A 22,934-nucleotide genomic window follows, 5' to 3' on the forward strand; every position below is an offset into this window, starting at 1 on the left:
TTTAGGCGTGCCCACCACATGCTAGAGCCGATGCTGGCGAGCCGAACGGCGACAATGATTGGCGACCAGCTCGTTTCGATCTCCATTGCCTGCCGGACTTTGAGTATCCAGAGTTGGCGAGCGGCCGAAGCAGCAGGTGGCCGAGTACGAAGGCGAGATTGGTTGTTACCCCGACGCTCTGGGCGAAACGGCAGACACTGTCCGGCTTATCCGGCAGTTCGGGCGTTGAAGCACAGAAGAATGAAGGCAGATGTGTAGATCAGCGTGCCAACGAGCAAGGGTGGAGATGCTCGATCATGTTGCCCTCGTAGGCCTTGCTTAAATTGTCGCTCCCCAAAGCAGGCTGAGTCCTGAGGTAACCAGCAGCGCATCCATGATATGGCGAAAAGCTTCGGGCGTGAGACGGAGAAGGAAAGGTTTCGCTATAAAGGAACCGACCATGAGAGAGGCGCCCACAGTTAGGCCCTTCAGGATAACAGCGAAAGGAAGTGCTCCAGAGCCCTGAAAGGTAAGCGTTTTGGCAGTGTAGATCACTAACGAAGCTGCAGCTTCGGTTCCGATAAAGGCTCCCTTGGTCAGACCATAACCGATGAACACTGGTACGGAGGCAGGTCCAGAAGAGGCCACGATCCCGGTCAAGAAGCCGATGCATGCTCCGGCTGCGGCCAATGGGGTAACCTTAAATGGATAAGGTTTGCTGCCAACCAGCGACGTCCGGGGATCATCAAGAGCAAGAATACTCCAATTGCCGCATCTACTGCCCGGGGCGGCAGAACAAGCATCGTTCGTGCACCAAGAACCGCTGCAGGAACGCCGGCAACCGCATAGGCTGCCACAGCACGCCAATCAACTCCCCGCCACCACGCAAGAATCCGGGCAATATTTGCCATGACGGCGGCCACCGCCATTATTGGTACAGCTTCTTTTGGCCCATAGACATAGGCCAAGACCGGGACGAGCATGATGGAAGAGCCAGTACCAATTATGCCACTGATGATCCCGGCAAGCAGGCCGATCATTAAGATGAGGGAAAGTCCCATTCGCTGTACACCGAAACTGCGTGATTGCTTACGCCCAGCTCTATCTCGATTCCAAACACCCAGACAAATTCAACTCGCCTAAATAACCGACTTGGCGGCGGCTCCGTGGCGCAAAGCTATGTGGCTTGGGCGCGTGATACGTGTCAGGGGACCGCTGCTTACATTTTAGCGGCATCTTATCCATCTGAAAATTACAAGTCTGCGTGGAGCCAGGGCCGCGTCCAGGCTCAGAGGGCCGCTCCCGAGATTCGATCGTTTCCTCGCAGCAGGCATAGATCAGGCGCTCTAAATGCGTGCTTTCCGATGCCCTTAGCCGACTCTGGCGTCGATCCAGGCACGCGTCTGCTCAAGAACTTCGTCTGACAGTTCAGGATCATCAACCGCTCTGGCCAGGATGACCGCTCCGACCATGGCCGCCCAGCTTCCAATCGCTGCACGGTGCTTGCCGGTTGCGTCTTGGTCCGGAAGGGCATCTTCGATACGTGCGATTTGGTTGCGTAGCCCTTCAGTCATGGCCGCTTTCGCGGCAGGTGTCTGGTGGCGAATTGCGGCGGCCAAGCCTGCCATCGGGCATCCGTTGCCGGGGTTGTCACGATGACGAGGCGCCAGATAGGAGCGGACGAAGCCACTGAACTTGCCGTCCCCGAAACTGTCTGCCGCAAGCGCATGGACAAGCGTCTGGGCGACCAGCTCGTCCTTCGAACTGAAATGGCCATAGAAGCCGCCATGGGTCATGCCGGCTGCCTTCATGACCTCAGCGACGCTGACCGCATCGAATCCCTTATCCTTAAACAATCGGCTGGCGACGTCCAGGATGCGGCGACGATTTTCCGCCATCTGTTCTCGGCTGACTTTCATTTCCAAAATACTCCGAGCTGGCCATTGACATTTACATGATGGCCATCATATTTAAATCCAATCATGATGATCGTCATGAATATAGGATCAACCACAGAAAAGAACAATCCAAAATGAGTCAGATTCCTGCAGTTCTGATAACCGGCGCCTCCACAGGCATTGGGGCAACCTATGCCGAACGCTTCGCACGCCGCGGCCATGATCTCGTGCTTGTCGCCCGAGACGCTGTGCGAATGGAGGCGCTTGCAAGCCGTCTGCGCCAGGAAACCGGCGTCGCAATCGACATCCTCCAGGCCGATCTCACCAAGGCTGAGGATCTTGTTAAGGTCGAGACCAGGTTGCGCGACGATGAGCGCATCGGCGTTCTCGTCAACAATGCCGGTGCGGCAATCGGAGGAACTTTCGTCGACCAGAACGCCGATGACATGACCAAGCTCGTTGCACTCAACGCGACCGCACTGGTCCGGCTTGCCAGCGCCATTGCTCCCCGTCTTGCCAATGCGGGCGAAGGCGCGATCGTCAACATCGGTTCGGTCGTTGGGCTCGTCCCCGAATTCGGCATGACCGTTTATGGCGCGACCAAGGCCTTTGTCCTGTTCCTGTCACAGGGACTCGCCCACGAGCTTGGACCGAAAGGTGTGTACATCCAGGCTGTGCTTCCCGCCACGACCCGCACCGAGATCTGGGATCATGTGGGCGCCGACGTGAACGCCATGAATAATGTCATGGAAGTGGGCGATCTGGTGGATGCGGCCCTTGTCGGATTCGACCGCCGCGAACCGGTGACGATCCCGCCGCTGCACGACGGCAGCCAGTGGGACGCGCTTGATGGCGCGCGCAAGGCCATGCTCGGCAATCTCGTCAATGCGCTCCCTGCCGAACGCTATCGCACGCAGGCGTGAGCTTTCCGCAGTCGATGAACCCGCGCCGATAAATAGAAACGTCACAGGTATATCATGACCAAGACCACGCTCTTCGAACCCACCGCCCTAGGCGCCTTCACCCTTACGAACCGCATCGTCATGGCGCCACTCACCCGCAATCGCGCCGGCGCGGGCTTCGTGCCCGGCGACCTGACTGCCGAATATTACGCCCAGCGCATCGTTTCCGAGGCCACCCAGATTTCGCAGCAGGGATAAGGCTACCAGGACACGCCAGGCATTTATACCCAGGCGCAGATCGATGGCTGGAAAAAGGTGACCGCTGCCTTGCACGAAGGTTGAACGAGCGCAAGATGAACCGTGACAAGGGGCCTACACCGCGTGCGTTCATGCGCCAGCTCAGCGCCATCAAGGCCTGGGGGTGTCGTGCACCGCAGAATCTGGGACGCATACGCATTCCCGTTCTCGTAGCCAGCGGAGACAATGATATCATGGTGTTGACATCCAACAGCCGCGATCTGGCTCAGCGTATCCCCAATGCCGACTGTTGATCTACGCAGATGCTGGCCATGGCGGCATCTTCTAATACCATGCTGAATTCGTGCCGAAAGCCTTGGCTTTCCTGGCTGCCTGACATGATCATCGTTTCACACTGGAGACCCTCGTGAAAGCCTTCGTCGTAGACAAATACAAGAAAAAGGCCCCGCTGCGTCTGGCCGATATGCCCGATCCCGTCATCGGCGCCAATGATGTGCTGGTTCGCATTGAGGCCACCGCGATCAATCTTTTGGATTCCAAGGTGCGCGACGGCGAATTCAAGTTGTTCCTGCCCTATCGTCCACCCTTCATTCTCGGTCACGATCTGGCCGGAACGGTCATCCACGTCGGCGCCAATGTGCGGCAGTTCAAATCCGGCGACGAAATTTACGCCCGCCCGCGCGACGGTCGCATCGGCACATTTGCGGAGATGATTGCGGTTGACGCCTCAGATCTCGCGCTGAAACCGAAAAGCCTCTCCATGGAGCAGGCTGCGTCGATCCCGCTGGTCGGGCTAACCGCCTGGCAGGCGCTCGTCGAGGTGGGCAAGGTCAAGCCCGGCCAGAAGGTGTTCATTCAGGCCGGTTCCGGCGGCGTCGGCACATTCGCCATCCAGCTCGCCAAACATCTCGGCGCGACAGTTGCCACCACGACAAGTACGGCGAATATCGAGCTTGTGAAAAGCCTGGGCGCTGATGTGGTGATCGACTACAAAAGGCAGGACTTCGAGCAGGTACTGTCTGGGTGCGATCTCGCGCTCAACAGCCAGGATGCCAAGACGCTGGCAAAGTCGGTGAACGTGCTGAAACCGGGTGGCAAGCTCATCTCGATCTCTGGTCCGCCGGACGTCCCTTTCGCGAAGTCCCTGCGGCTGAGCCTTATACTGCGCCTTGTCACGCGGATGCTGAGCCGAGGCATTCTGAAGAGGGCAAAGAGCCGGGGCGTCGACTATTCCTTCCTCTTCATGCGGGCGGAAGGCCAGCAACTGCGAGAGATTGCCAAGCTGATCGATAATGGCGCCATCCGTCCTGTCGTGGACAAGGTATTTCCCTTCGCGCGGACGGCAGACGCCTTGGCTTATGTCGAGACAGGGCGCGCCAAGGGAAAGGTTGTCGTTGCCGTTTAGCAATGACCGTCTCGTCAACAGGAGGGTTGCTTTTTTCGACGTATGACGTCCGCTTCCATGGCTCATGAGACTGGAGAGGCATTCTTCTGGCGGCCCCAAAACGGTCTGATGCCCACGTGAAGAACCGCCCGACTAAATCAACAATATCCGCCAATAGCGGACATTGCCGACTTCGCCCCCTATTCTGAACGGAATTATCGTCGGCAGGGTGGCAGGGTGCTTGTCAATCAATCAAATTCAAAACCGCTCGCGATGTATTAGATGGCTTTATCGAATGCGTCTGCCTCATCTTCCGTCGTAAAGGTGAATGTGACCAGTTCACTGTCATCTTCCTGACGGATGCCTACTGCAGTCACAATCAACCGAGCAATCTCATCCTGTGCTTCACTTCCTGACCGAGACGAATTCACTGTTCTCTCGATGGCTGGGGCGAATACTTCGCTGATTACACCGAGGCGCATATTGTATTTCATGATGATATCTCGATCCTCGATGATAGCGGACTGTTCAGCTTTCGTGATTCCGGCATTGTCCATTGCGGTTATTGTGGCATTCGTCGCGAGCTTGATTGGACCCTCCTCAAGCCACCTATCAACCATCTGATGGAACTGGCGCATACGCGCAGCGGGGATTGTTTTCTGTACAGTGATCGACATCTGCGTTCCTTTGTCGGCTTCCATGCATACTAATGCGCGCTCCCTAAATAAGGGACCGGCTATCGCAATCATCATGAACTTGCGAGCAGCGTGTAAGTGGTCCAGCCACAAGCTTCAATGCATTTGTTTTGAAGGTCAGCCCGCCGAGGAACCTGGCTTGGCGTCGAAGTCGACGACTCCCTCAGAATTGCGGAGCAGATTGAGTTATAGGTTAAAGGCTCATGGCTATCGGCAATAGCCGACGGTCTCCCTCGCGCCAACAGACGACATTGCAGTGGTATGAAAATTGACTAATTTTGTAACGTCGACAGACAGGAAGTACGATGAGGTGGCAATGAATGAAACCGGCAGGGATGAGACATTTCCGACCCCGAATGACGAAGGAGCAGTCAGGCATTTACTTGGGATGGAGTTGCCTGGTATTGGTTTGGACTCGACGGATGGCACGACTGTCGATCTCCGCGGGCCGGGGTTATCTGTAGTCTATGCTTACCCTCGGACAAGCGCGCCCGAAGGCAAAGCGATTGACGGATGGGATGCAATACCCGACGCAAGGGGATGTACACCTCAGTCCTGTGCCTTCCGTGATCATTTCGCTGAACTGAAGGGATTAGGAGCAAGGCGTCTGTTTGGCCTTTCTACGCAGACCACAGAGTATCAGCGACAGGCAGCAGCACGGCTTCACCGGCCGTTTCCACTGCTCGCTGACCATTAACTCCTTCTAACGTCAGCCCTTCGCCTGCCAACGTTCCAGGCTGTAGGCGTGGCATTGCTAAAGAGGCTCACGATGATTATCGAAACGGGCGTTATCAAGCATTTCTTTTACCCCGTCCATCCGCCAGAGACGCAGATGCCGTCATCGTTGGCTGAGGGCAGTTACAATTCCTGAACGGGTCGATTGCCGCAATGGGCTAACTTCAGCATTGGCGCAAAACGCCAATGGTGATCATTGTATGTGCTGGATCATCGACATACGGTCAACCGGTTCGCGCAATTGGTAGGGAAGGTGCCATGAAAACAGACTGGAATGTGATCAGGGGTATGATGAATGCGGCAATCAACGCCTGCGAGCGCATAGAGGCATCAGGGTATGCTGAGACTGATCGAGATGCCACGATTAATGTTGGAGGCCAACAGGTCAGCGTCCATGATATGCTCGTCAGCGCGTGGACTTATCCTGAGAACCTTCGTTATCAGATTATACGCCAACGCCACGAAAAAGGGGTCGATCTGCCTTACGTGCCAGAAACCGCCCGTATCCTGTTGGCAATGTCCCAGGCTGCCGCTGAACTGGTGAACACGGGTGACGTCACGCCTCCACAGGAAATGATTCAGGAAATGATCGTCTGGTTCGACAACCACCTGGTTTCAGGTGTCGAGACTGCAAAGGCTACTCGCCGAAAGCCATGACAGTCCCGGATTAAGAGTCGTCCTGGCTGCTTCGCGCCTTCTTGTCGGTCATAGCGATCCTCGCCACGCCTGCCTCTGAAGCGGACACCATCGTCACTTTGCTTCAGAATAAACGCCTTCTGAGCGTCTGAAAACTGCGATGCGTTCATCGTCTTCCGTTCCTTTTCCAACCAGGAAAATGCACCGGAAAACTCTAACCAAAAATGGTCCAGTTTAAAGGATTCAGGTCAACAGTCCTCCGCAAGGCGCTCATGGGTCTACCCAAAAAAGCCGCCCGTTGCTCCGTGGGAAAATCTGATTCTCTTTCACCTTCGCGTAAAGTTACATCGGTCCATCATTCCTCACGAAACGCCTTCATTACCTGATCTGTAAATGGCTTCGTTAGGTAAGACCACGCTGAGCGCTCAGCCGTGTGGACGAAAACCTCAATTGGCATGCCCGGCATAAGCTTGAGATCTCTAATGACTTCCTGTTGGTCAATCATATCAACTGTCGCCAAATAATAGGGTTGACCGTTCGTCTTATCTATCACGGTTGCTGCTGCGACGAATTCGACAATTCCGAAAACCTCTGGAGTCGTTGCGCTGTTAAATGCGGTCAGTCTCATTCTGGCGGCCTGTCCTGGTGCTACTCGATCGATATCTGCCGGCGCGATCCGGAATTCGACCTTCATGTCATCAGTCTTGGGAACGACCGACATTATAGTTGCGCCTGCGCCTATAACGCCGTTGATCGTATGTATCTGCAGATCATAGACAAACCCATCGACGGGCGCACGAACTTCCATGCGTGAAAGACGGTCATATGCGGCGATTTCGCGCTCCCCCAGTTCGGCGAGCTTGGATTCGATTGAGACAATCTCTTTTTGAGTTTCGGATCGTGTTGTCTGGTCAATGGAGAGAAGCTTGATGCGCAACTCGCTGATCTCTCCTTCAGCCTCGGCCACACGGGCTGCCACTTCGCCGCTGGTCCCATCGATGCGGGCTACCTGCTTCTGGAGCTCGCGAAATTCCGATAACTTGATTAATCCGCCTTTGGCGAGCCTCTCGCTGACGCCGATTTCTTCGGTAATTATCTTCTTTTCAACGTCGTTTGCTTTCCGTTGCGAAATCAGTCCGTCAATCTGGTCTTCGAGTTGGGATATTTGCATTTCCAGCTGCTGTTTCTGGTTCAGGATCATACGGCGGTTTTCCTGAAACAGCTTCGTTTCGTTACGCGCAAGCTCGGGGACGATAGAGCCGTCGGAAAATGAAATGGTGTCCTTACCGTCACGTTCCGCCTCCAGCCGGATTTTCATCGCTCGCAACTGCGATAGCTGGCTTCGGATGATGGTCAATTCTACTCGAGTCTGAGTTTCATCAAAGCGCAGAAGCACGTCACCAGCCTTCACTGTGTCTCCATTGGCCACGGGAATGTCAGCGACAATCCCGCCGTCACGGTGCTGGATGGTTTTGACCTGATCTGGCACGACAAGCTGGCCCTGCGCGACAACCGCACCGGCAAGTTTGGCCTGAACCGCCCATCCGCCGACTCCGAACACGAGTAGAGCCGCCAGAACGCCTGAGACGACGATGCGTGGCGCGATGCCGAAGGATTGTGCTTCTGGCGTCAATTGTTTGCTTGTATTTTTTTGTTCGCGCACCATGTCCCTAAGCTCCCCTTATGTGGCTTTTCGCCTTATTCCAGTTACGTCCTTGCCAGGCCTGTGTCGTCATCACGAGCCGCGAGAATGAAATCATCTTCAGTCAACGCCTGGTGGCTGTAGATCAGTAACTCGAGATCGTCCTGTTCTCCCGCAAGATCGATGACGGCGCGAACAATGGCGGTCTCGCCGTCCGCAAACTCGCTGTAGAGTCGGATGCGCCGGACATCCTGCTGGTCATTGATCTCACCCATGATCCGGTCGAACATCAGCCCACCGATTTCATCTGCGAGATCAGACAAATCAATCCGATCGCCGATCTGGAAGTCGAGAATTTTGTCCCTTCCCTGGCCATCGTTGAAGACGGCCTCCACCGAGCGGAAAATGAAGACGTCGTTGCCTGCGCCGCCGGTCAGGAAATTAATGTCCGAATTGGCTACCAGCACGTCGTCGCCGAGCCCTGTGATGGCGACTTCGAAGCCCTCCAACTGATCAGTCCCGATTTCAACGCCTGTCGCCGTACCCCCTTCGAGATCGATTATAACTGCTGTGATCGTCGCTGAGGCGTCGTAGGTATCAACGCCTTCGCCACCTGAATATTGATCGTCGCCATCGTTTGACCCGCTGGTTGTGAAGAGAACGACGATGGTGTCATCGCCAGCGCCACCACTGACTGTATCGTCGCCGTTGCCAGCGATAAGGCGATCGTCCCCATCTCTTCCAATCAGGAGATTAGACCCGTCATCGCCGTTCAACGTGTCGTTTCCACTGCCGCCAATAGCTGCTTCAAATCCGTCGAGGTGGTCTGTTCCAATCTGCGAACCCGATGCAATTCCGGCTGCGAGGTCAATTTCAACAGCGTCTGAAGCAAAGCACGCGTCATATGTGTCGAAACCGTCACCGCCTGAATATGTGTCGTTCCCGTCGTTGACACCGAGAAGCTGTACCGATGCTCGCGCCTCCTCGGTTCCAGAACCTATGACGACGGTGTCGTTGCCCGCGCCTGCGATTACCGCATCGTGACCGAGGCCGCCCGCAAACACGTCGTTGCCGTCTCCTCCATCGAGGAGGTCATCGCCGGCATCGCCGGAAAGACGATCGTCGCCGGCCTCTCCAAACAAACGATCATTTCCCGCTCCACCACTGGCAATGTCATCACCGTCACCGCCGGCCACAACGTCGTCACCTTCCTCGCCATAAATCTTGTCGTTGCCTGCGCCACCAAAAATGACGTCGTTGCCGTCGCCACCGAAAATCCGGTCGTGGCCGCCCTCGCCATAGATCGTGTCGTTTCCACTTCCCCCCATCAGGGTGTCGTCGCCGTCGCCACCGTAAATAACGTCGTTGCTCTCGCGACCGTAGACGACGTCATTTCCGTCAAGTGCCGCTATCACGTCGTCCCCGGGCGTACCCAACAAGATGTCATCCTTATCGGTTCCTTCGACCGGATGCGGCGCTGCTTTAACGAGGTCCAGCATTGCCGTCGCCGACACGGAACCGATTCCGTCGCTGACGCCATAGGTGAAGGTGACTTCGCCGATGTACCCACGGTCGGGCGTGTAAAGCCAGATACCTTCGCCATAGGTCTGTATGACGCCGGAAGAAACCTGAAGGTTTCGAATTGACAAAGTGTCGCCGTCCGCGTCGGTTGCGGCCGAAGCCAGATTGTCGAGAAGGATGAGTGCTGAAAGGTTCATCAGCCCGCTTCCAAGAAACACCCGTCCAGCCACAACCGGCAATCGATTTGGACGTGCGTTGCCTGCCGGAGGAGTGCTTTCCGCGGCGGGCGGCCCGTCATGGTTTCTCGGATTTTCATTTGGATCTGCACGAGGCGCTTCAGGCTTGTTGGTGTTTTCGCTCCGCTGATCTTTCTCGTGCCAGATGATCGGAGTCTCGTTGCCAAGCGCGCCGAGTGGTGTCAGGGGTGCGAAATATCCGTTGATCCGATGGTTGTCGTTTGCGGACAGGGACTGCAGTAGCGACCGAAAGGAGTGATTATCAAGGTTCAGGTCGGCCCTTGCATGGAAGGAGGAGGGAAACGTAGTGGTTTCAGCCAAAAACCTTACCTTGCGTTCGGCATTGCCGGCTTCCTCGGCGACTTGGCGGAGATACGCGGCGACCTCTTCAATAATGTCGATGTTCGTAGAAGACTCGTCCGAACGCGTTTCCGTTTCGGTCACTGGACCTTGAACAAGGGGGGCATTTGGTCCGTCTACTTGCGTTTCGGAACGGAGCTTTCCAAAAAAAGCGCCGATCGCGGCAAGAGCGACGGCCGGGTTCACTATGCTCCAGTAGCGCGGGACCGGTTTGTCGTGAAGTTCAAAGCGGTTTTTTGGCGCTATGGAGGCTGCCACGTCAGGCAGTCCCAGAACAAGTTTATCTTCCATTGTCTGTTCTCCTCCTGTTGCTTCTGAGCGTTGCAAAGGAACAAGTCTATTCTGCTGCCAGAGTATTGCCGGACGATGCCTGCATGCGTGTGTGTTCCGAACGAAGCAGTTGCGGTTGTGGCCCTTTCACAATTTCGTCCTTCGGACCGAACGCCACGAGTTTTCCGCTCTGAACAACGCCGACCATGTCAACGGATTGCAGGGCGCTTGGGCGGTGGGCGACAACCACCACGATCCCGCCGCGACAGCGAACTGCGGCAATCGCTTTCATCAGTGCCTCTTCACCTTCAGCGTCAAGGTTGGAGTTGGGCTCGTCCAGTACCACCAGGAACGGGCTGCCATACAATGCCCGCGCAAGGCCGATGCGCTGGCGCTGACCAGCCGAGAGCGACATGCCATTTGGTCCTAGGTCTGTTTGGTAGCCGTTCGGCAGACGAACGATCATATCGTGGATGCCTGCCGCCCTTGCAGCCTGCAGAATCGTATGTGCCTCCGGTGTTTCGGCAAAACGTGAAATATTCTCGGCGATTGTTCCGTCCATCAAGCAGACATCCTGCGGCAGGTAGCCGACATGTTCGCAGAAGAAGCTTGAAGGCCATTGCTTGAGATCCGCGCCGTCGATACGCACTGAACCGCGTAGTGTCGGCCAGATGCCGAGAATGGATCGGGCAAGGGTCGTCTTCCCGCCGCCGCTCGGACCGATCAGGGCAAGTGCTTGGCCAGCCTTCAGCTCGAAGCTTACGTCACTCAACAGGACTGCGCCGCTGTGTGGCGCGACCGTCGTAATACCTTCAACCGTGAGAGTTTCCTTCGGCGCAGGAAGATTCAAAAGTCCGGTCTTGTCGTCCAGAACGGCCAGCGTTTCCTTAAGACGAGCATGACTGCGCCGGGCCGAAACCATTCCCTTCCATTGCGCGATCGCTTGATCCACCGGTGCGAGGGCGCGTGCGGTCACGATTGAAGAGGCAATAATGGAGCCGGCCGACAATTCCCCCTTGATTGTAAGGTAGGCGCCAAGACCGAGAATCGCTGACTGCAACATCATCCGCAGAACCTTGGACAGGCCTGAGAACGTTCCGGAGATATCGGAGGTCCTGGTTTGCGTATCCAGGTGACGTCGGTTGGCACGCTCGAAACGGCTCACAGCACGATCGGCAATGCCCATTGAGTGCATGATATCGCTGTTTCGAGCATTGGAATCGATGACTGCATTTCGCAGTACAGTTGATTTCAGCATTTCTTTGGCGTGGCGCCGTGTCAGAAGTTCCGTGCAGAGCGTCAAAAGGCCAAGCACAACGGCCCCGCCAACGGTCAACATGCCCAGCATCGGGTGCAAGAGCCAAACAAATACCAGGTAGATTGGCATCCAGGGCAAATCGAAAAGCGCAATCAGGCCGGGACTTGCCAGGAAACCGCGGATCGTATCGACATCGCGGCCGCGCTCCGTCGCTTCAGACGTGGAATAACCATAACGCGGCATATCGATGACGACTTTGTGGGCCAGCGGGGCCAGTTGCGTATCGAGTCTCGCGCCAAGCCGAACCAGGATCTGTGAGCGCAGAATATCGAACAGGCCCTGGAAAAGATAAAGGCCGATTGCCAGGCCTGACAACGCGACAAGCGTCGACACGCTTCCGCTGGTCAGCGCACGATCATAGATCTGGAGCATGTAGAAGGCGCCGGTCAGGGCCAGAATATTGATGATGCCGGACAGACCAAAGACGAACATCATCAAGCCACCCATGCCATTTATCTGGTTTTCTTTTTTGTTGCAGGTGCCACTCATCTGAAAGTCCCCTTGGAAACTTTGCCGAGATTCGGCGTTAAGTCCGCGGCATGTCCGGAGTGATCGCGTTGACCCAAGACATCCCATTTCACTTGCAACGCCGGTGCCAGTACTCACCGGCGTTGGGATTTCGAAGCTAACGGGAGGCGCTGCCTCCGTTCGTTCGCGGTTGCTCAGGAAACCCCGGAGAAGTCACTGTTGGTCAGGTGGTGCTTTCCGGAAACGGCCAGTTCGAAGTCAGCATTCCCGTCTGCATCGGTGTGACCACGAATGACCGTGAAGTCCTCTCCGTCACGAACTTCGTGTGTAATCGCAATTCCCCCTGTCGCAGTCAGCGATGCTGGACTGTTGATCGTAAAGGTCTGCTTGCCCGAAGCACCCGTGTTGGCGTCGATTGCCGCGAAGTCGATCTTGTCGCCAGGCTGGAAACCGTAGATTGAGTCGCCATTGGCTGCACTTGTCGTTGTGAACCGGAAGGTGTCGTTGCCAAGACCGCCATCCATCACGTTCGCCGCATTCGAAGCAGTGATCACATCATGGCCGGAGCCGCCGACGAAGTTCTCGAAGCTGTAGAACGTGTCGTTTCCTGTCGTTGCGCTAATGACGGTGCCGTGTCCCATAAGGCCCGTGCCTAGATTTACGGTCAGATTTGACGTGGCAACTGAGTAATCGAGCGTATCCTTGCCGCCATCGCCCCAATACCGGTCGTTGCCGTCGCCGGCTGTTGCAAGAACGATATCATCCCCGTCGCCACCCCAGGCCTGGTCGTCACTCGCACCACCTTCGATGATGTCGTTGCCGGAATCTCCGAAGAGAAGATCCGCCCCGCTATTTCCGAAGAGCACATCGTGGCCGGCGCCGCCATGCAGTTCGTCATCGCCGCTGCCACCGCTCGCAACATCGTTGTCCGCCGCTGCGACGATGACGTCGTCACCGTCTTCGCCCCTCAGGATGTCGGAACCTGCATCCCCGGAAAGGATGTCCGAACCGCCACCCGCGAGGATCGTATCGTCGCCTCCCTGGCCGGCGAGCACTTCACCAGACGCTGTACCGATCAGCGCAACGGCTGCGATCGGGATCGAGACAATCGGTCCGTCGTCATCGTCGTCTTCGTGCGAGCAGGTGTCATCACCGTCCTCCTCGCCGTTGCCATCGTCGTCTTCGCCGTCGTCTTCGTCGCCGTCGTCTTCGTCGCCGTCGCCGTCGCCGTCGTCGTCTTCGTCTTCGTCTTCGTCTTCGTCTTCGTCGTCGTTTTCCTCCTCGTTGTCTTCGACGCGTGGCGAGAAGATATCTTCTTCAAGATTCGTCAGGCCGGTGTTCCGGGCGATGATGTCGGCAAACTCCTCACCGTCGATGAAGTTTTCATAAAAATCGAAATCGTCGAAACGCTCCGTGTAGTAGAAGCGGTCAGCTTCCTGCAGGCGATCGAACTGCTCCTGCAATACGACCCAGAATGTCTGTCCGACCATGCCGCCATTGATGTGTTTCTCGGCAAGTCCTCCGACCCACAGATCGACACGGTCGATCCCCTTGATCACACCAGTCCCATTGGACTGCATTGCAATCTCGATATCAGGATTGATTTCGCGAAAAGCTGCGATTTCGCCGGCTTCCAGAACGAGGTCCGGATAAGCCTGCCGGAACTGGGCGATCACGGTATCGGAGAGGTCGTTGCGGCTCTGGAAGTCGTCCCAGGATGTGTAGGCCGTCATTGCTCCTGCATAACCCAGCGCTTCTGCAACATAAGGGTCGGTGGATGCTGCGAGGTCCATGCGAACCTGATTGAGCGTTCCAAGTCCGACGTCCCAGCCTCGGGCAACATTGAAGGCAAACAGGTCCGCGTTGATACGGACGAGGTCGTTTCGCACGGCATCGACAATGTTGAAATCGACCGCTTCAGCGGGTTGTGTCGCGATACCACCAAGGATCGCGCTCACACCGAGCTGTTCGTAGCCTTCCTGTGGAACATATCCGTACTGCGCAAGTGTGCTCAGCGGCAGCTTGAAGGCACTTGGATCGTTTGTGGGATTCAAGAAGGCATCGAACAATGCCACCTGGGTCGGGTTCCCATCCGCGTCGAGTACCGTCATGGTCTGGCCGATCAGCGAATGACCGACCCGATAGACCGCAGCGGCGAATTCATGACTGATCGCAGCCGTAGCATTCGGATTGTACTCAGAAAAACCGTGGTCGCCGTCTCCTCTTATGCCGCCGATCAGCTTGTCCGCAAATTCGGTGAAGACAACGCGCTGATATTCGGCTTCATTGATCATCTTGGCGGCCTGGAACAGTTCCTCGGCTGTTCCATCAAAACCGGCCGCCTCAAGGCCTGCCACATGAAAATTGTGGTTTCGGGCCCAGATGGTGTGCATTGAAGTAAGGGCAAAGTTCTCGTTTGCCCGGCCATCGCCTGCCACGTAGTGATCGAGCAGGCTGATATAAGGGTTGGTGTCGAGAAGCAGTGCGTGCGTGCTACCCATGAAGTCCGAAGCAAGCCCGGAAACCATGACTTCGTTGATCACTCCTGCCGCGACGAGACCCGGGAAATAGGACCGGAAGCTAGCCTGACCGCCTGCAAGCGTCGGTGAGTGAAAAACCGTGTCGTTTTCCCAGTGATGCAGGATAAGGTCACGCAATGTCGGCATCAGCTTGAAGGTGGGGTTGGAGGGATCCGCACCGCCTTGAAGCAAATGTGCCCCCAAACCACCTGATCCATTCCCTTCGCGCAGGAACTGCCCGACAAGATCATTGGAGCCGTAAGCCTGGTTCTGATCGACGAATGGCGATGTCTTGTTTATGTGCTGTGGAACGCCATCGTCGTAGTAGGCGACGGTCGCGCGTGTCAGATCAGCAGGATTGCCGGAGCCGGGGGCTCCGTTTCCGGGAGCGCCAATCTGGATCGTGCCATTTCCGCCTTTGCCAAGAAAATCCAGGCCATGGTCGAAATATTGTCCGAACGCCATGAAGAAGATGTTGGCATCGGCTTTAGGAAGGTTTGCTTCCTGTGCACCCAGAATGTTGCTGATGTTTCGCGGATCGAGTCCATCAAAGATCGGGTTGATCGCGGAATTTCCAAAGGCATCCGGTTCTCCGTAGTGCGACTGGGTGATGCGGATGAATGGTGTGTCCACCGCACCTGCGTCGGGATCTGCAGCATTATTTCCATGACCCGACAGGGTGCGGACACCTGTTGGGACAGGATCATCACCATCGTTGGGTGGAAGACCGTTCACGAGGGCTTTGAGACCAGCCAGATCACTTGGTGTGTATTCGAAGTGACCGGAAATGTCGTCACCGTCCTCGCCTGAGGTGGCTTCCTGGAACTGAGGCACGACGCTCCCTGTAAAGGTGATTGAATGTGTCCCGTTTGAGAATGACTTCGTTCCGTCACCGTTATCCACAAGGGCGTAGCTAGAGAGTTGCTGCCCCGGCGCCAGCTCGACCACGTCCTGAGGGCGCAGGGTTCCAACGATCGTATCGTCACCGCCATTGCTGCGGAACAGGATACGATGTGCTGACATCAACCCGGAAATGTTGACAGTCTCGTCGTCCGCTTCGCCGTTGATGGTGATCGTGTTGAAGCTGAGATTGGTCGGAGAAAAGTCGCCGATTGCCAAGACTGTATCGTTTCCCGCCCCGGTGTTGATGACGATTTCCTCGATGTCGGTCAGCTCTGCAATAATCGCGCCGTTGGTGGTGCCATTGCGCGTAATGACGATTTCCGTTGCCGTGGCGATACCTGTCATTCCTGCGCTGACTGCTGCTGCGCGGGTATAGACACGATAGGTCTCGGCAAGTGCGGAGCCGTTGACAACGAAAGAGTCTCCGTCGAGGCCCTCAGCGCCGCCGTTCACGCTGTCCCGACCATCGGGTAACAGCCCCAGGAGGCTCGCGCTCCAGTTAATAACGTCGTCACCGCCCAAGGCGTTGATCGTGTCATTCCCGCGGTTTCCGGTAATGATATCCGCGCCTGCCGTACCAGTGATGACGGTGCCGACGTTGCTGGCGCTAATGACGTCGCCGACCACTTCGGTAGCCGGAGAAACGACTTGCTCAGCAGAGCCGAACCCATCGGTGAAGCTGACGACCACGCGCACCTGTTGGCCAACCTGAGGCTGCTGGGGAGTAAAGTTTGCCGAGTTAGCCCCAACATTTGCCCAGGTCGTGCCGTTGGTCGATGTCTGCCACTGGAAACTGAATGTTCCAAGGCCGTTTTCATCGGCGATACCGGAGGTATCCGCAGTCAATGTCTGTGTCTCGGTGGGCGATGTGTCGCTGATAACCGGTGCACCGGTCGCCGCCCTGTTCACAAGGGCGACCTCGACGCCGTCGGAAAATCGCGCGGCTTCAATGTTCCGCAGGGTATCGACACCGTCCGACACGAGATTTCGTTCGGTCAACGGATCCACAACATTGCTGACGGTGTTATGGGTGACGGTGAAACTGCCGTCAACATTTCTGACAATCGTGTAGTTTGCACGAACATCGTTGAACTCTGCGGTATCAGTACCGGCGAGGGGTGTTGTCGATGAGACAATCTCTCGCACGATATGCAATTGGCTTGGCACGATGGTACGGGAGATCATCAATTCAAAGAGCGACTTTCCAGCCCAGGCTGGATTCTCATCTTCGGTAAAGACATGTTTCAGGCTGTCCACCGTTGCAATCTGATTACCGTCCGAGTTTTCGGCGCCGACAGGCGTGATGCGAATACGAACGTTGAGCCATGCGTCGCCATCGAGGAAGTCATCTCCACCATTGCCCCGCAGCGAGTCACTTCCTGCTCCACCGAGGAGAATGTTGCCACGGTCGAAGGCAGTGATCGTTTCGGGATCAACATCAGCCGGAGCCGCTGCGATGAGGTTGCCAAGAAGCGCGCGCAGGCCCTCAATGCGATCTACGCCTGCCTGCGTCAAACCATCTTTGAAGAAGATGCCCTCTGTCGTGGCAACCGTATCGCCAGGCGCCAAGTCACCAAAGACCCGGTCGTCGCCAAGCAACGTGTCATTGTAATTCCAGCCGGAAAGTGCTTCTGTTTTGTCGAACCGGTTGCGAAGGATATCTTCCTGTTCTGTGGTGAAAATCGGGATACGCATATCAGCGTAGGCGTTCATCTCCACATCCTTGAAGATTGCCCAGTCGAAGCCGAACATGCCCTCATTGCGCATGACGCTTTCGCCCTGGACCATAATGTCGTCGCCGGATTCCGCGTCGAAATCGTGTTCTTCATTCCCGGCAAACATGACATCGTGACCGACGATCGACGAATTGAAGAACAGCTCGGAGTTGTCGCCAGCCGTGGTGTCGAAGCCGCCGCCCGCCTCCATCCAGTCGTCGCCTTCATTGCCCATGAGAAGATCGACGCCGTCACCGCCAAGGATGAAGTCATCACCATCACCGCCGAACACTTCCGTGTCGTCGACGCCGACAAAGACGACGTCCTTGCCAGTTCCGCCCATGACGATATCCATGCCGTTCGAATTGGCGATTACGTCGTCGCCTTCATCACCCTTCACAAAGTCGCCGGTATCGCCAGAGTCAGTGATGATATCGTTGCCTGCGCCGCCATTGACGAGATCGACCCCAGCACCGCTTTCGATGCGGTCGTCGCCTGCGTCGCCCCAGATACCGTCGTCGCCGAAATCGGTAATGATGGTATCGTTGCCTATGGTGCCGCCGACCACGGTATGTTCACCACCAGTGAAGCGAAGATAGTGTCCTGTAGCACCGCTTTGATCGACGCTGGTGTCAGCGACACTTTCGTCAACATCGGCAGTGGTCAAATCGTCACGCTGGACCTTACCGAGACCAAGAGCGGCCATGATCGGATCGTCCCCGACTGGGTCGTCGCCGACCTGGTTTGCCTTGTTGATCTCGAGGACGAAATCGTAATCGGCAAAGACGTCGACGCCTAGGTGGCGGGCGATGACATCGTCGGCGGTGCCTCTGATGCCGTCGGCGCCAGGCTGGGCGATATCAGTATTCGCCATGATCATCTTGGCGAACGAGTTCTGCTCCAGCATGTTGAGGAAATTCTGGCCCTGTGTACGGGTCAGATAATAGAACCTGTCGCCATCCTGCAGATTTTCGAGTTGCATTTCGAAGATCGCATTGAATGTCGATCCGAGCATGCCACCAAAGGGCATCTTCTTTTCCGCAAGGCCGCCAATCCAAAGATCGATCAGGTTGAGGCCCGTTTCCACGCCCGCCCATGTCCCTGTGCTCGTGAGATAGGAAACGCGGTCCGCAGGGGCACCATCGCCGCCCATGACGAGCGCTGTCGCAGCCGCCCGCTTGCCGGCCAACGTGGTCTCGCCAGTAATCGTTCCATGTGTGCCATAGGCCGCGATGAAGTTGATGACGGAGGCCGAGTTCTTGAGATTGGCGGCGAAATCAACCCAGTTGTCATAGGGTTTGAGGAAGGTGGAGCCGCTTGCCGCATAAAGTTGTGCACGGGCGTCGTTGAGTGAAGGCACGCCGGTGTCGCGGCCGCGAGCAATGTTGATCGCGCCGAGATCAAGCGGCAGCCCGAGCAGGTTATTGCGCAGGGAGCTGACGATGAATTCGTCGATTTCATTGCCGTGCTCTACGACCATGCCTCGCACGATCGCGCCAGCAGCCTGATCTGCACTGATCGTGCTGTTGAGATCAAAGGCGACCGGATTGAGGAAGGCCTCGATAAGATCGAGCTCGGGTTCGGTCGCTGCTGTTTCCGTACCATCTGCATTCAGGAAAACGCGCGGCATCCCGTCGGTCAACATGGAATGCCCGAAGCGGTACACCGTATGGGCAAACTCAGCGAAGATCGACGGATTGACGTCTGTGACCGAATTGAAAACAAAGACGTCGATCGCGGGCTGAATCTTACGCGCGAACTCTTCGAAGACAAGGTGCTGATACTGCATTTCTGTGGCGAACCGGGCTGCCTGGAACATGCGCTCGCCGTCCCAGTTCAGTCCTTGCGCATAAGCGAGCTGATCAATCGCCGGAAGGTTTTCAAAGCCGGCTGGAAGGCCGCTGATATCCGTTGCCAGCCATTCGTTGATGAAGGCGACATCGCCGCTTTGCAGGATCGTCAGTTTCTGGGAATCGACCTGACGATTGTGCTCGGAGTGGAAAATGTGATGAACAGCAGTCAGTCCGATGTTCTCGTTACCGCGTCCATCACCCGTAATGAAATGACGCTCCAGCAACTCGTTGTCATAGACACCGGATGCAAGAGGCCCACTGTTGACAACATCATCTGTGTCCGCAGTTTTCAGCGCACCCGTTTGGCTGTTGAAGGGGTTGGCGTTGTGCGCGATGTCGTCCAGGAAGGCATGGCCGGTGCGCAGCGCCAGCGACGCGAATGTGTTGACAGGTGCCGAGGGTGTACCTGAAACGACGGCATCGTCGGCAGTGTTTGGAATACCGTCTGCACCGATACCCGTTACAACCTGCGCATAGCCCGTCAAAGGATGGGGAATGAAATTGCCATATTGGTCGGTGCGGATCAAAGGCAGGTTGACGACGTCAGCATCACTTAACTGGATGCCGAGGAATTGCAGGGCGTTGGCCTTGATGTCCGCCCATGTCGGAAGGCCACCATGTGTTCCGGCGGGAGAACCGGCTGGGGGCGGGCCATCAAGCAAACGGCCTGTCGCGACAGTGACGCCTCCGATCGTTGCGTATTCACGAAGGAAAACCTGATGGGATGGATGTGAGGTGTAGGTCTGGTTTTGGTCCACGAACGGAGTCGTGGTGTTGCGGGCTTCGTGATGTGTGTCATCAGCCGTTCCAAGTACACCGTCTGCACCGGGGCCATCAACAGGGTCTGCTCTGGTGATAACCATGAAGCGCAAGCTTGGGGGCAAGTCGTCGGCTGTTCCAGGAAGCCCGTCAGCGCCGAGCACCAATGGATCGTCGCTCTGTAGCGGGATGAATACCGAGCCGTTGTTGCCCTTGCTGATCAGGTCAAGACCATGGTCGAAGAACTGGCCAAAAAATGTCATCCACGCATTGAACGGGGCCGAGAGGCCTTCGTCAGGTGCAATGTTCGGGATTGAAGCAAGGTCGTTATTGGTGAGGTACACACCGTTAGTGCCAAGAGGTTGTCCGGGTGCCACGGGCACCATGCCGGGGTTGGCCTCTTCCCATGCCGCTACCGCCAGAGGATTGTTGAACCAGGCTGATACAGCAGCCGGGTTGTTGATACTCATATCGGAAATCAGGTTCGAGATGATGCGCGGGTCTGCGTCCGCGACGTTGGCTGTATGACCGCCATTTGATGGGGAAGGCGTGCCGACGACGCTGTAATCGGTGTTCGTCACGACAGCGGGGCCTCCAAGCGACATCGTGTCGCCATCGGCATCGTTGCGGAAATTCGGGTCAAGCGCGCGGGGCATGGCCTGATCGGCAGCCCCCCAGAGCTCGCGGCCCGCCACGATATTGTTGTAGGTGCCGTCAACGGTACGAAGACCGACCGGCACATGCGGGTCGGGGATGGCCCGAGGCGTTGCCGGGTTGCCAAGGTAGACGCCTGTAACGACATCATATTGCGACCGGTCGGAAATCACTGTTCCATCAGGGTTGAGACGGATTTCAGTGAGCGGAACGCCAGAGGCATGGACTTCCGCGACCTTGATCTGATGAAGAACAAACGCCAGGTCAGCCTGGTTCAGTGTAAAAGCAGCCATTTTCCCCTCCGAAGCGCTTAAGCGCAAAACGCCGTTACATGGATGGAGGCTTCGAGCGTTCTTGATTGGTCACCAGGCACAATCGCAATCTCCACGTTTTCGCCCGAAAGGAGATTCCCTAGCCTTCATGATCTTAGGTTGCAGGAAACGCTTGCGTAAGAACACTTCACATGGTCCAGTTGTTTAAGGATCCTTGGTCGCAGCAGTTCATCAGACCTTGGTCTGACGGTCGTCAGCCCAAGGTTGATGTGGTCTTGCGGAATTGGAATTGGCAAATTAAATTGCTGAATTAATTGTATAATTGTATAAAAATATCCGCACCTGAATCTTGGTAAATATCAAATCCGGGATGCGGTTCTGTTTCTGATAAGTGCGAATTCGACGAGGTTTGTGCATAAAACATCAGCGGGTTGGGACATGAAACATTCACCGTTTGACGACACTGGTGTTGACGCAAAATCGCGCAATGGATCGCTCGGAAAACGGAGATCGTTCTTGCGACGTTTGACAGACTGGTTCCGGGATCTGCATCTTTCGACACAATTCATGATCCTGATGTCACCGATCGTGATTGTGTTGATGTCGTGCCTTACGTTCTGGGCTGCCGATCGGGTTGAACGCGCCATGCTCGCTGGAGCTGGCGGGGTTGGAGCTCTTTATCTCGAAACCTTTGTTTCTCCCCTTATCAAGGAGGCTGATCTCCACAAGGACACGATTGACCCTGTCCTGGTCTCGCACCTCGAAAACCTGCTCGGCACAGGGCCTATCGGTCAGCACGTTCGCACGATCAAACTTTGGCGGGCCGATGGCAGTATATTCTATGCGACAAACGATCAAAAAATCGACCATCCAAGAGTGTTCGATGAGTTGAGGTCGGCCTTGTCAGGTGAGATCGTTGTATCCCGTACGGAGGTGGAGAAACATGTTTATACCGGCGAGGAAAAGCAGAACCTTCTGTTAGAGGTCTACGCGCCCCTTCTTCGTGACGGGAATGGCAAGGTCATTCTCGTTGGAGAGTTTTACGAAGAACCGAATTATTTGATCGCTGAGCTTCGCTCTGCGCGGCGCGGAACATTCCTGATTGTGGCCGGCGTGGCTTTGCCAATGCTTGGATTGTTGTATCTCATGGCACTAACAGCAAGCCGGCTGATTGCCCGGCAAAAGCGAGCGATCGAGGCGAACCTCCTGAACGCCCTTGATCTGTGGGAGCAAAACGACAAGCTGAGGAAAGCAGCAGACTATGCCAGACTCGAAGCCGGCAAGCTGAATGAGAAGATACTCGACCAGATTGGCAACGATCTGCATGATGGCCCAGTGCAGGTTCTCACCCTTATAAGTCTTCGCCTGAGCGATATGATTGCAGAGCAGCGCTTAAGCGGAAGGAAGGTCAACCCTGATCTTGAAAAGCTGCTGAATTTCGTCTCAGGCGTTCTTGCGGATCTGCGGAAAATCTCGGCCGGCCTCTCATTGCCTGAACTTGACGAACTCAGCTTAAGTGAAACAATAAAGCTCGCCGTGGCGCGCTACAGGGATCTCACAGCGTTTCCCGTTGAAATGGACGGCCTGATACCGCACGAGATGTACAAACCCCACCTGAATGTCTGCGTCTATCGCTTTATTCAGGAAGGGTTGATGAATGCATTCCGACACGCAGCCAATAACAGGCAGAGGGTCCGATACCGCATCCACGACAACAAACTCATCATCGTGGTGGCTGATGTGGGGGAGCGTGTTGTGCGTCCAGACCAAAACGCTGCAGCCCGAGTGAAGCTTGGTTTGACCAGTCAGAAGCGGCGCGTAAGGTCATTTGGCGGGAAAATGCGGATATTCAGGCGCGCGGCGGGAACCATCATCGTCGCAGTTTTGCCCATCAATCAGCTTTCGTCGGACGAGATGATCTAGCGGCCGTCTGGCGCAGAAGCTGTGGAGATTTTGG

10 protein-coding genes and 4 pseudogenes are annotated in these 22,934 nt (G+C 56.0%); 7 read left to right on the forward strand and 7 right to left on the reverse strand.

Features of this window, described 5'->3' with window-relative positions:
• Positions 1 to 318 precede the first annotated feature (318 nt).
• A pseudogene (locus MRBLRC7O_RS23240) lies at positions 319 to 1,040 on the reverse strand (TSUP family transporter).
• Between the two features lie 309 nt (positions 1,041 to 1,349).
• The gene (locus MRBLRC7O_RS23245; protein ID WP_060727171.1) at positions 1,350 to 1,898 is read right to left on the reverse strand and encodes a TetR/AcrR family transcriptional regulator; all 549 of its coding nucleotides are present in this window, start codon (positions 1,896 to 1,898) and stop codon (positions 1,350 to 1,352) included.
• A 113-nt stretch (positions 1,899 to 2,011) separates the two neighbouring features.
• Here MRBLRC7O_RS23245 and MRBLRC7O_RS23250 point away from each other — a divergent pair, with 113 nt between their 5' ends.
• From MRBLRC7O_RS23250 to MRBLRC7O_RS23265, 4 genes and pseudogenes are all read left to right on the forward strand, one after another.
• A complete protein-coding gene (locus MRBLRC7O_RS23250; protein ID WP_080865038.1) occupies positions 2,012 to 2,800 on the forward strand; it encodes an SDR family NAD(P)-dependent oxidoreductase in 789 nt (262 codons plus the stop codon).
• Between the two features lie 54 nt (positions 2,801 to 2,854).
• A pseudogene (locus MRBLRC7O_RS23255) lies at positions 2,855 to 3,112 on the forward strand (oxidoreductase); the annotation flags it as partial.
• Between the two features lie 2 nt (positions 3,113 to 3,114).
• Positions 3,115 to 3,365: pseudogene (locus MRBLRC7O_RS23260) on the forward strand (alpha/beta fold hydrolase); the annotation flags it as partial.
• Positions 3,366 to 3,443: 78 nt separating this feature from the next.
• Positions 3,444 to 4,442, forward strand: a complete 999-nt coding sequence (locus MRBLRC7O_RS23265; protein WP_060727169.1) for an NADP-dependent oxidoreductase — start codon at positions 3,444 to 3,446, stop codon at positions 4,440 to 4,442.
• Positions 4,443 to 4,699: 257 nt separating this feature from the next.
• Here the strand turns inward: MRBLRC7O_RS23265 and MRBLRC7O_RS23270 are convergent, their stop codons facing one another.
• Positions 4,700 to 5,122, reverse strand: a complete 423-nt coding sequence (locus tag MRBLRC7O_RS23270; protein WP_077998819.1) for a hypothetical protein — start codon at positions 5,120 to 5,122, stop codon at positions 4,700 to 4,702.
• Between the two features lie 310 nt (positions 5,123 to 5,432).
• Here MRBLRC7O_RS23270 and MRBLRC7O_RS23275 point away from each other — a divergent pair.
• Both MRBLRC7O_RS23275 and MRBLRC7O_RS23280 read left to right on the forward strand, forming a co-directional pair.
• Positions 5,433 to 5,987, forward strand: a pseudogene (locus tag MRBLRC7O_RS23275) (peroxiredoxin).
• Between the two features lie 122 nt (positions 5,988 to 6,109).
• Positions 6,110 to 6,508: a hypothetical protein gene (locus MRBLRC7O_RS23280; protein ID WP_060727168.1), complete on the forward strand. Its 399-nt coding sequence runs from the start codon at positions 6,110 to 6,112 to the stop codon at positions 6,506 to 6,508.
• Positions 6,509 to 6,842: 334 nt separating this feature from the next.
• Here MRBLRC7O_RS23280 and MRBLRC7O_RS23285 read toward each other — a convergent pair whose 3' ends face one another.
• The 4 genes from MRBLRC7O_RS23285 to MRBLRC7O_RS23300 all read right to left on the reverse strand — a co-directional run bounded on the left by MRBLRC7O_RS23285 (position 6,843) and on the right by MRBLRC7O_RS23300 (position 20,998).
• Positions 6,843 to 8,153 carry an HlyD family type I secretion periplasmic adaptor subunit gene (locus MRBLRC7O_RS23285; protein WP_060727167.1) on the reverse strand — a complete coding sequence of 437 codons (1,311 nt, stop codon included), beginning with the start codon at positions 8,151 to 8,153 and terminating at the stop codon, positions 6,843 to 6,845.
• 41 nt (positions 8,154 to 8,194) lie between these two features.
• Positions 8,195 to 10,537: a calcium-binding protein gene (locus tag MRBLRC7O_RS23290; protein WP_060727166.1), complete on the reverse strand. Its 2,343-nt coding sequence runs from the start codon at positions 10,535 to 10,537 to the stop codon at positions 8,195 to 8,197.
• A gap of 46 nt (positions 10,538 to 10,583) precedes the next feature.
• Positions 10,584 to 12,323 (reverse strand): type I secretion system permease/ATPase, encoded by a 1,740-nt coding sequence (locus MRBLRC7O_RS23295; RefSeq protein ID WP_060727165.1) that lies wholly within the window; start codon positions 12,321 to 12,323, stop codon positions 10,584 to 10,586.
• A 173-nt stretch (positions 12,324 to 12,496) separates the two neighbouring features.
• Entirely contained in the window at positions 12,497 to 20,998 is an 8,502-nt protein-coding gene (locus MRBLRC7O_RS23300) for a peroxidase family protein (protein ID WP_367727708.1), read from the reverse strand.
• 417 nt (positions 20,999 to 21,415) lie between these two features.
• Here MRBLRC7O_RS23300 and MRBLRC7O_RS23305 point away from each other — a divergent pair, with 417 nt between their 5' ends.
• Complete coding sequence (locus MRBLRC7O_RS23305; RefSeq protein WP_112493396.1) at positions 21,416 to 22,900, forward strand: sensor histidine kinase; 1,485 nt, start codon at positions 21,416 to 21,418, stop codon at positions 22,898 to 22,900.
• Positions 22,901 to 22,934: the final 34 nt, after the last annotated feature.

Source organism: Agrobacterium radiobacter, from assembly GCF_040801995.1.
GTDB lineage: Bacteria > Pseudomonadota > Alphaproteobacteria > Rhizobiales > Rhizobiaceae > Agrobacterium > Agrobacterium radiobacter.

Bases quoted from the DNA above. Each gene is read 5' to 3' on its own strand.
- MRBLRC7O_RS23290 (WP_060727166.1), bottom strand. From the start codon at position 10,537: ATGGAAGATAAACTTGTTCTGGGACTGCCTGACGTGGCAGCCTCCATA.
- MRBLRC7O_RS23305 (WP_112493396.1), top strand. From the start codon at position 21,416: ATGAAACATTCACCGTTTGACGACACTGGTGTTGACGCAAAATCGCGC.
- MRBLRC7O_RS23250 (WP_080865038.1), top strand. From the start codon at position 2,012: ATGAGTCAGATTCCTGCAGTTCTGATAACCGGCGCCTCCACAGGCATT.
- MRBLRC7O_RS23285 (WP_060727167.1), bottom strand. From the start codon at position 8,153: ATGGTGCGCGAACAAAAAAATACAAGCAAACAATTGACGCCAGAAGCA.
- MRBLRC7O_RS23280 (WP_060727168.1), top strand. From the start codon at position 6,110: ATGAAAACAGACTGGAATGTGATCAGGGGTATGATGAATGCGGCAATC.
- MRBLRC7O_RS23300 (WP_367727708.1), bottom strand. From the start codon at position 20,998: ATGGCTGCTTTTACACTGAACCAGGCTGACCTGGCGTTTGTTCTTCAT.
- MRBLRC7O_RS23270 (WP_077998819.1), bottom strand. From the start codon at position 5,122: ATGGAAGCCGACAAAGGAACGCAGATGTCGATCACTGTACAGAAAACA.
- MRBLRC7O_RS23295 (WP_060727165.1), bottom strand. From the start codon at position 12,323: ATGAGTGGCACCTGCAACAAAAAAGAAAACCAGATAAATGGCATGGGT.
- MRBLRC7O_RS23245 (WP_060727171.1), bottom strand. From the start codon at position 1,898: ATGAAAGTCAGCCGAGAACAGATGGCGGAAAATCGTCGCCGCATCCTG.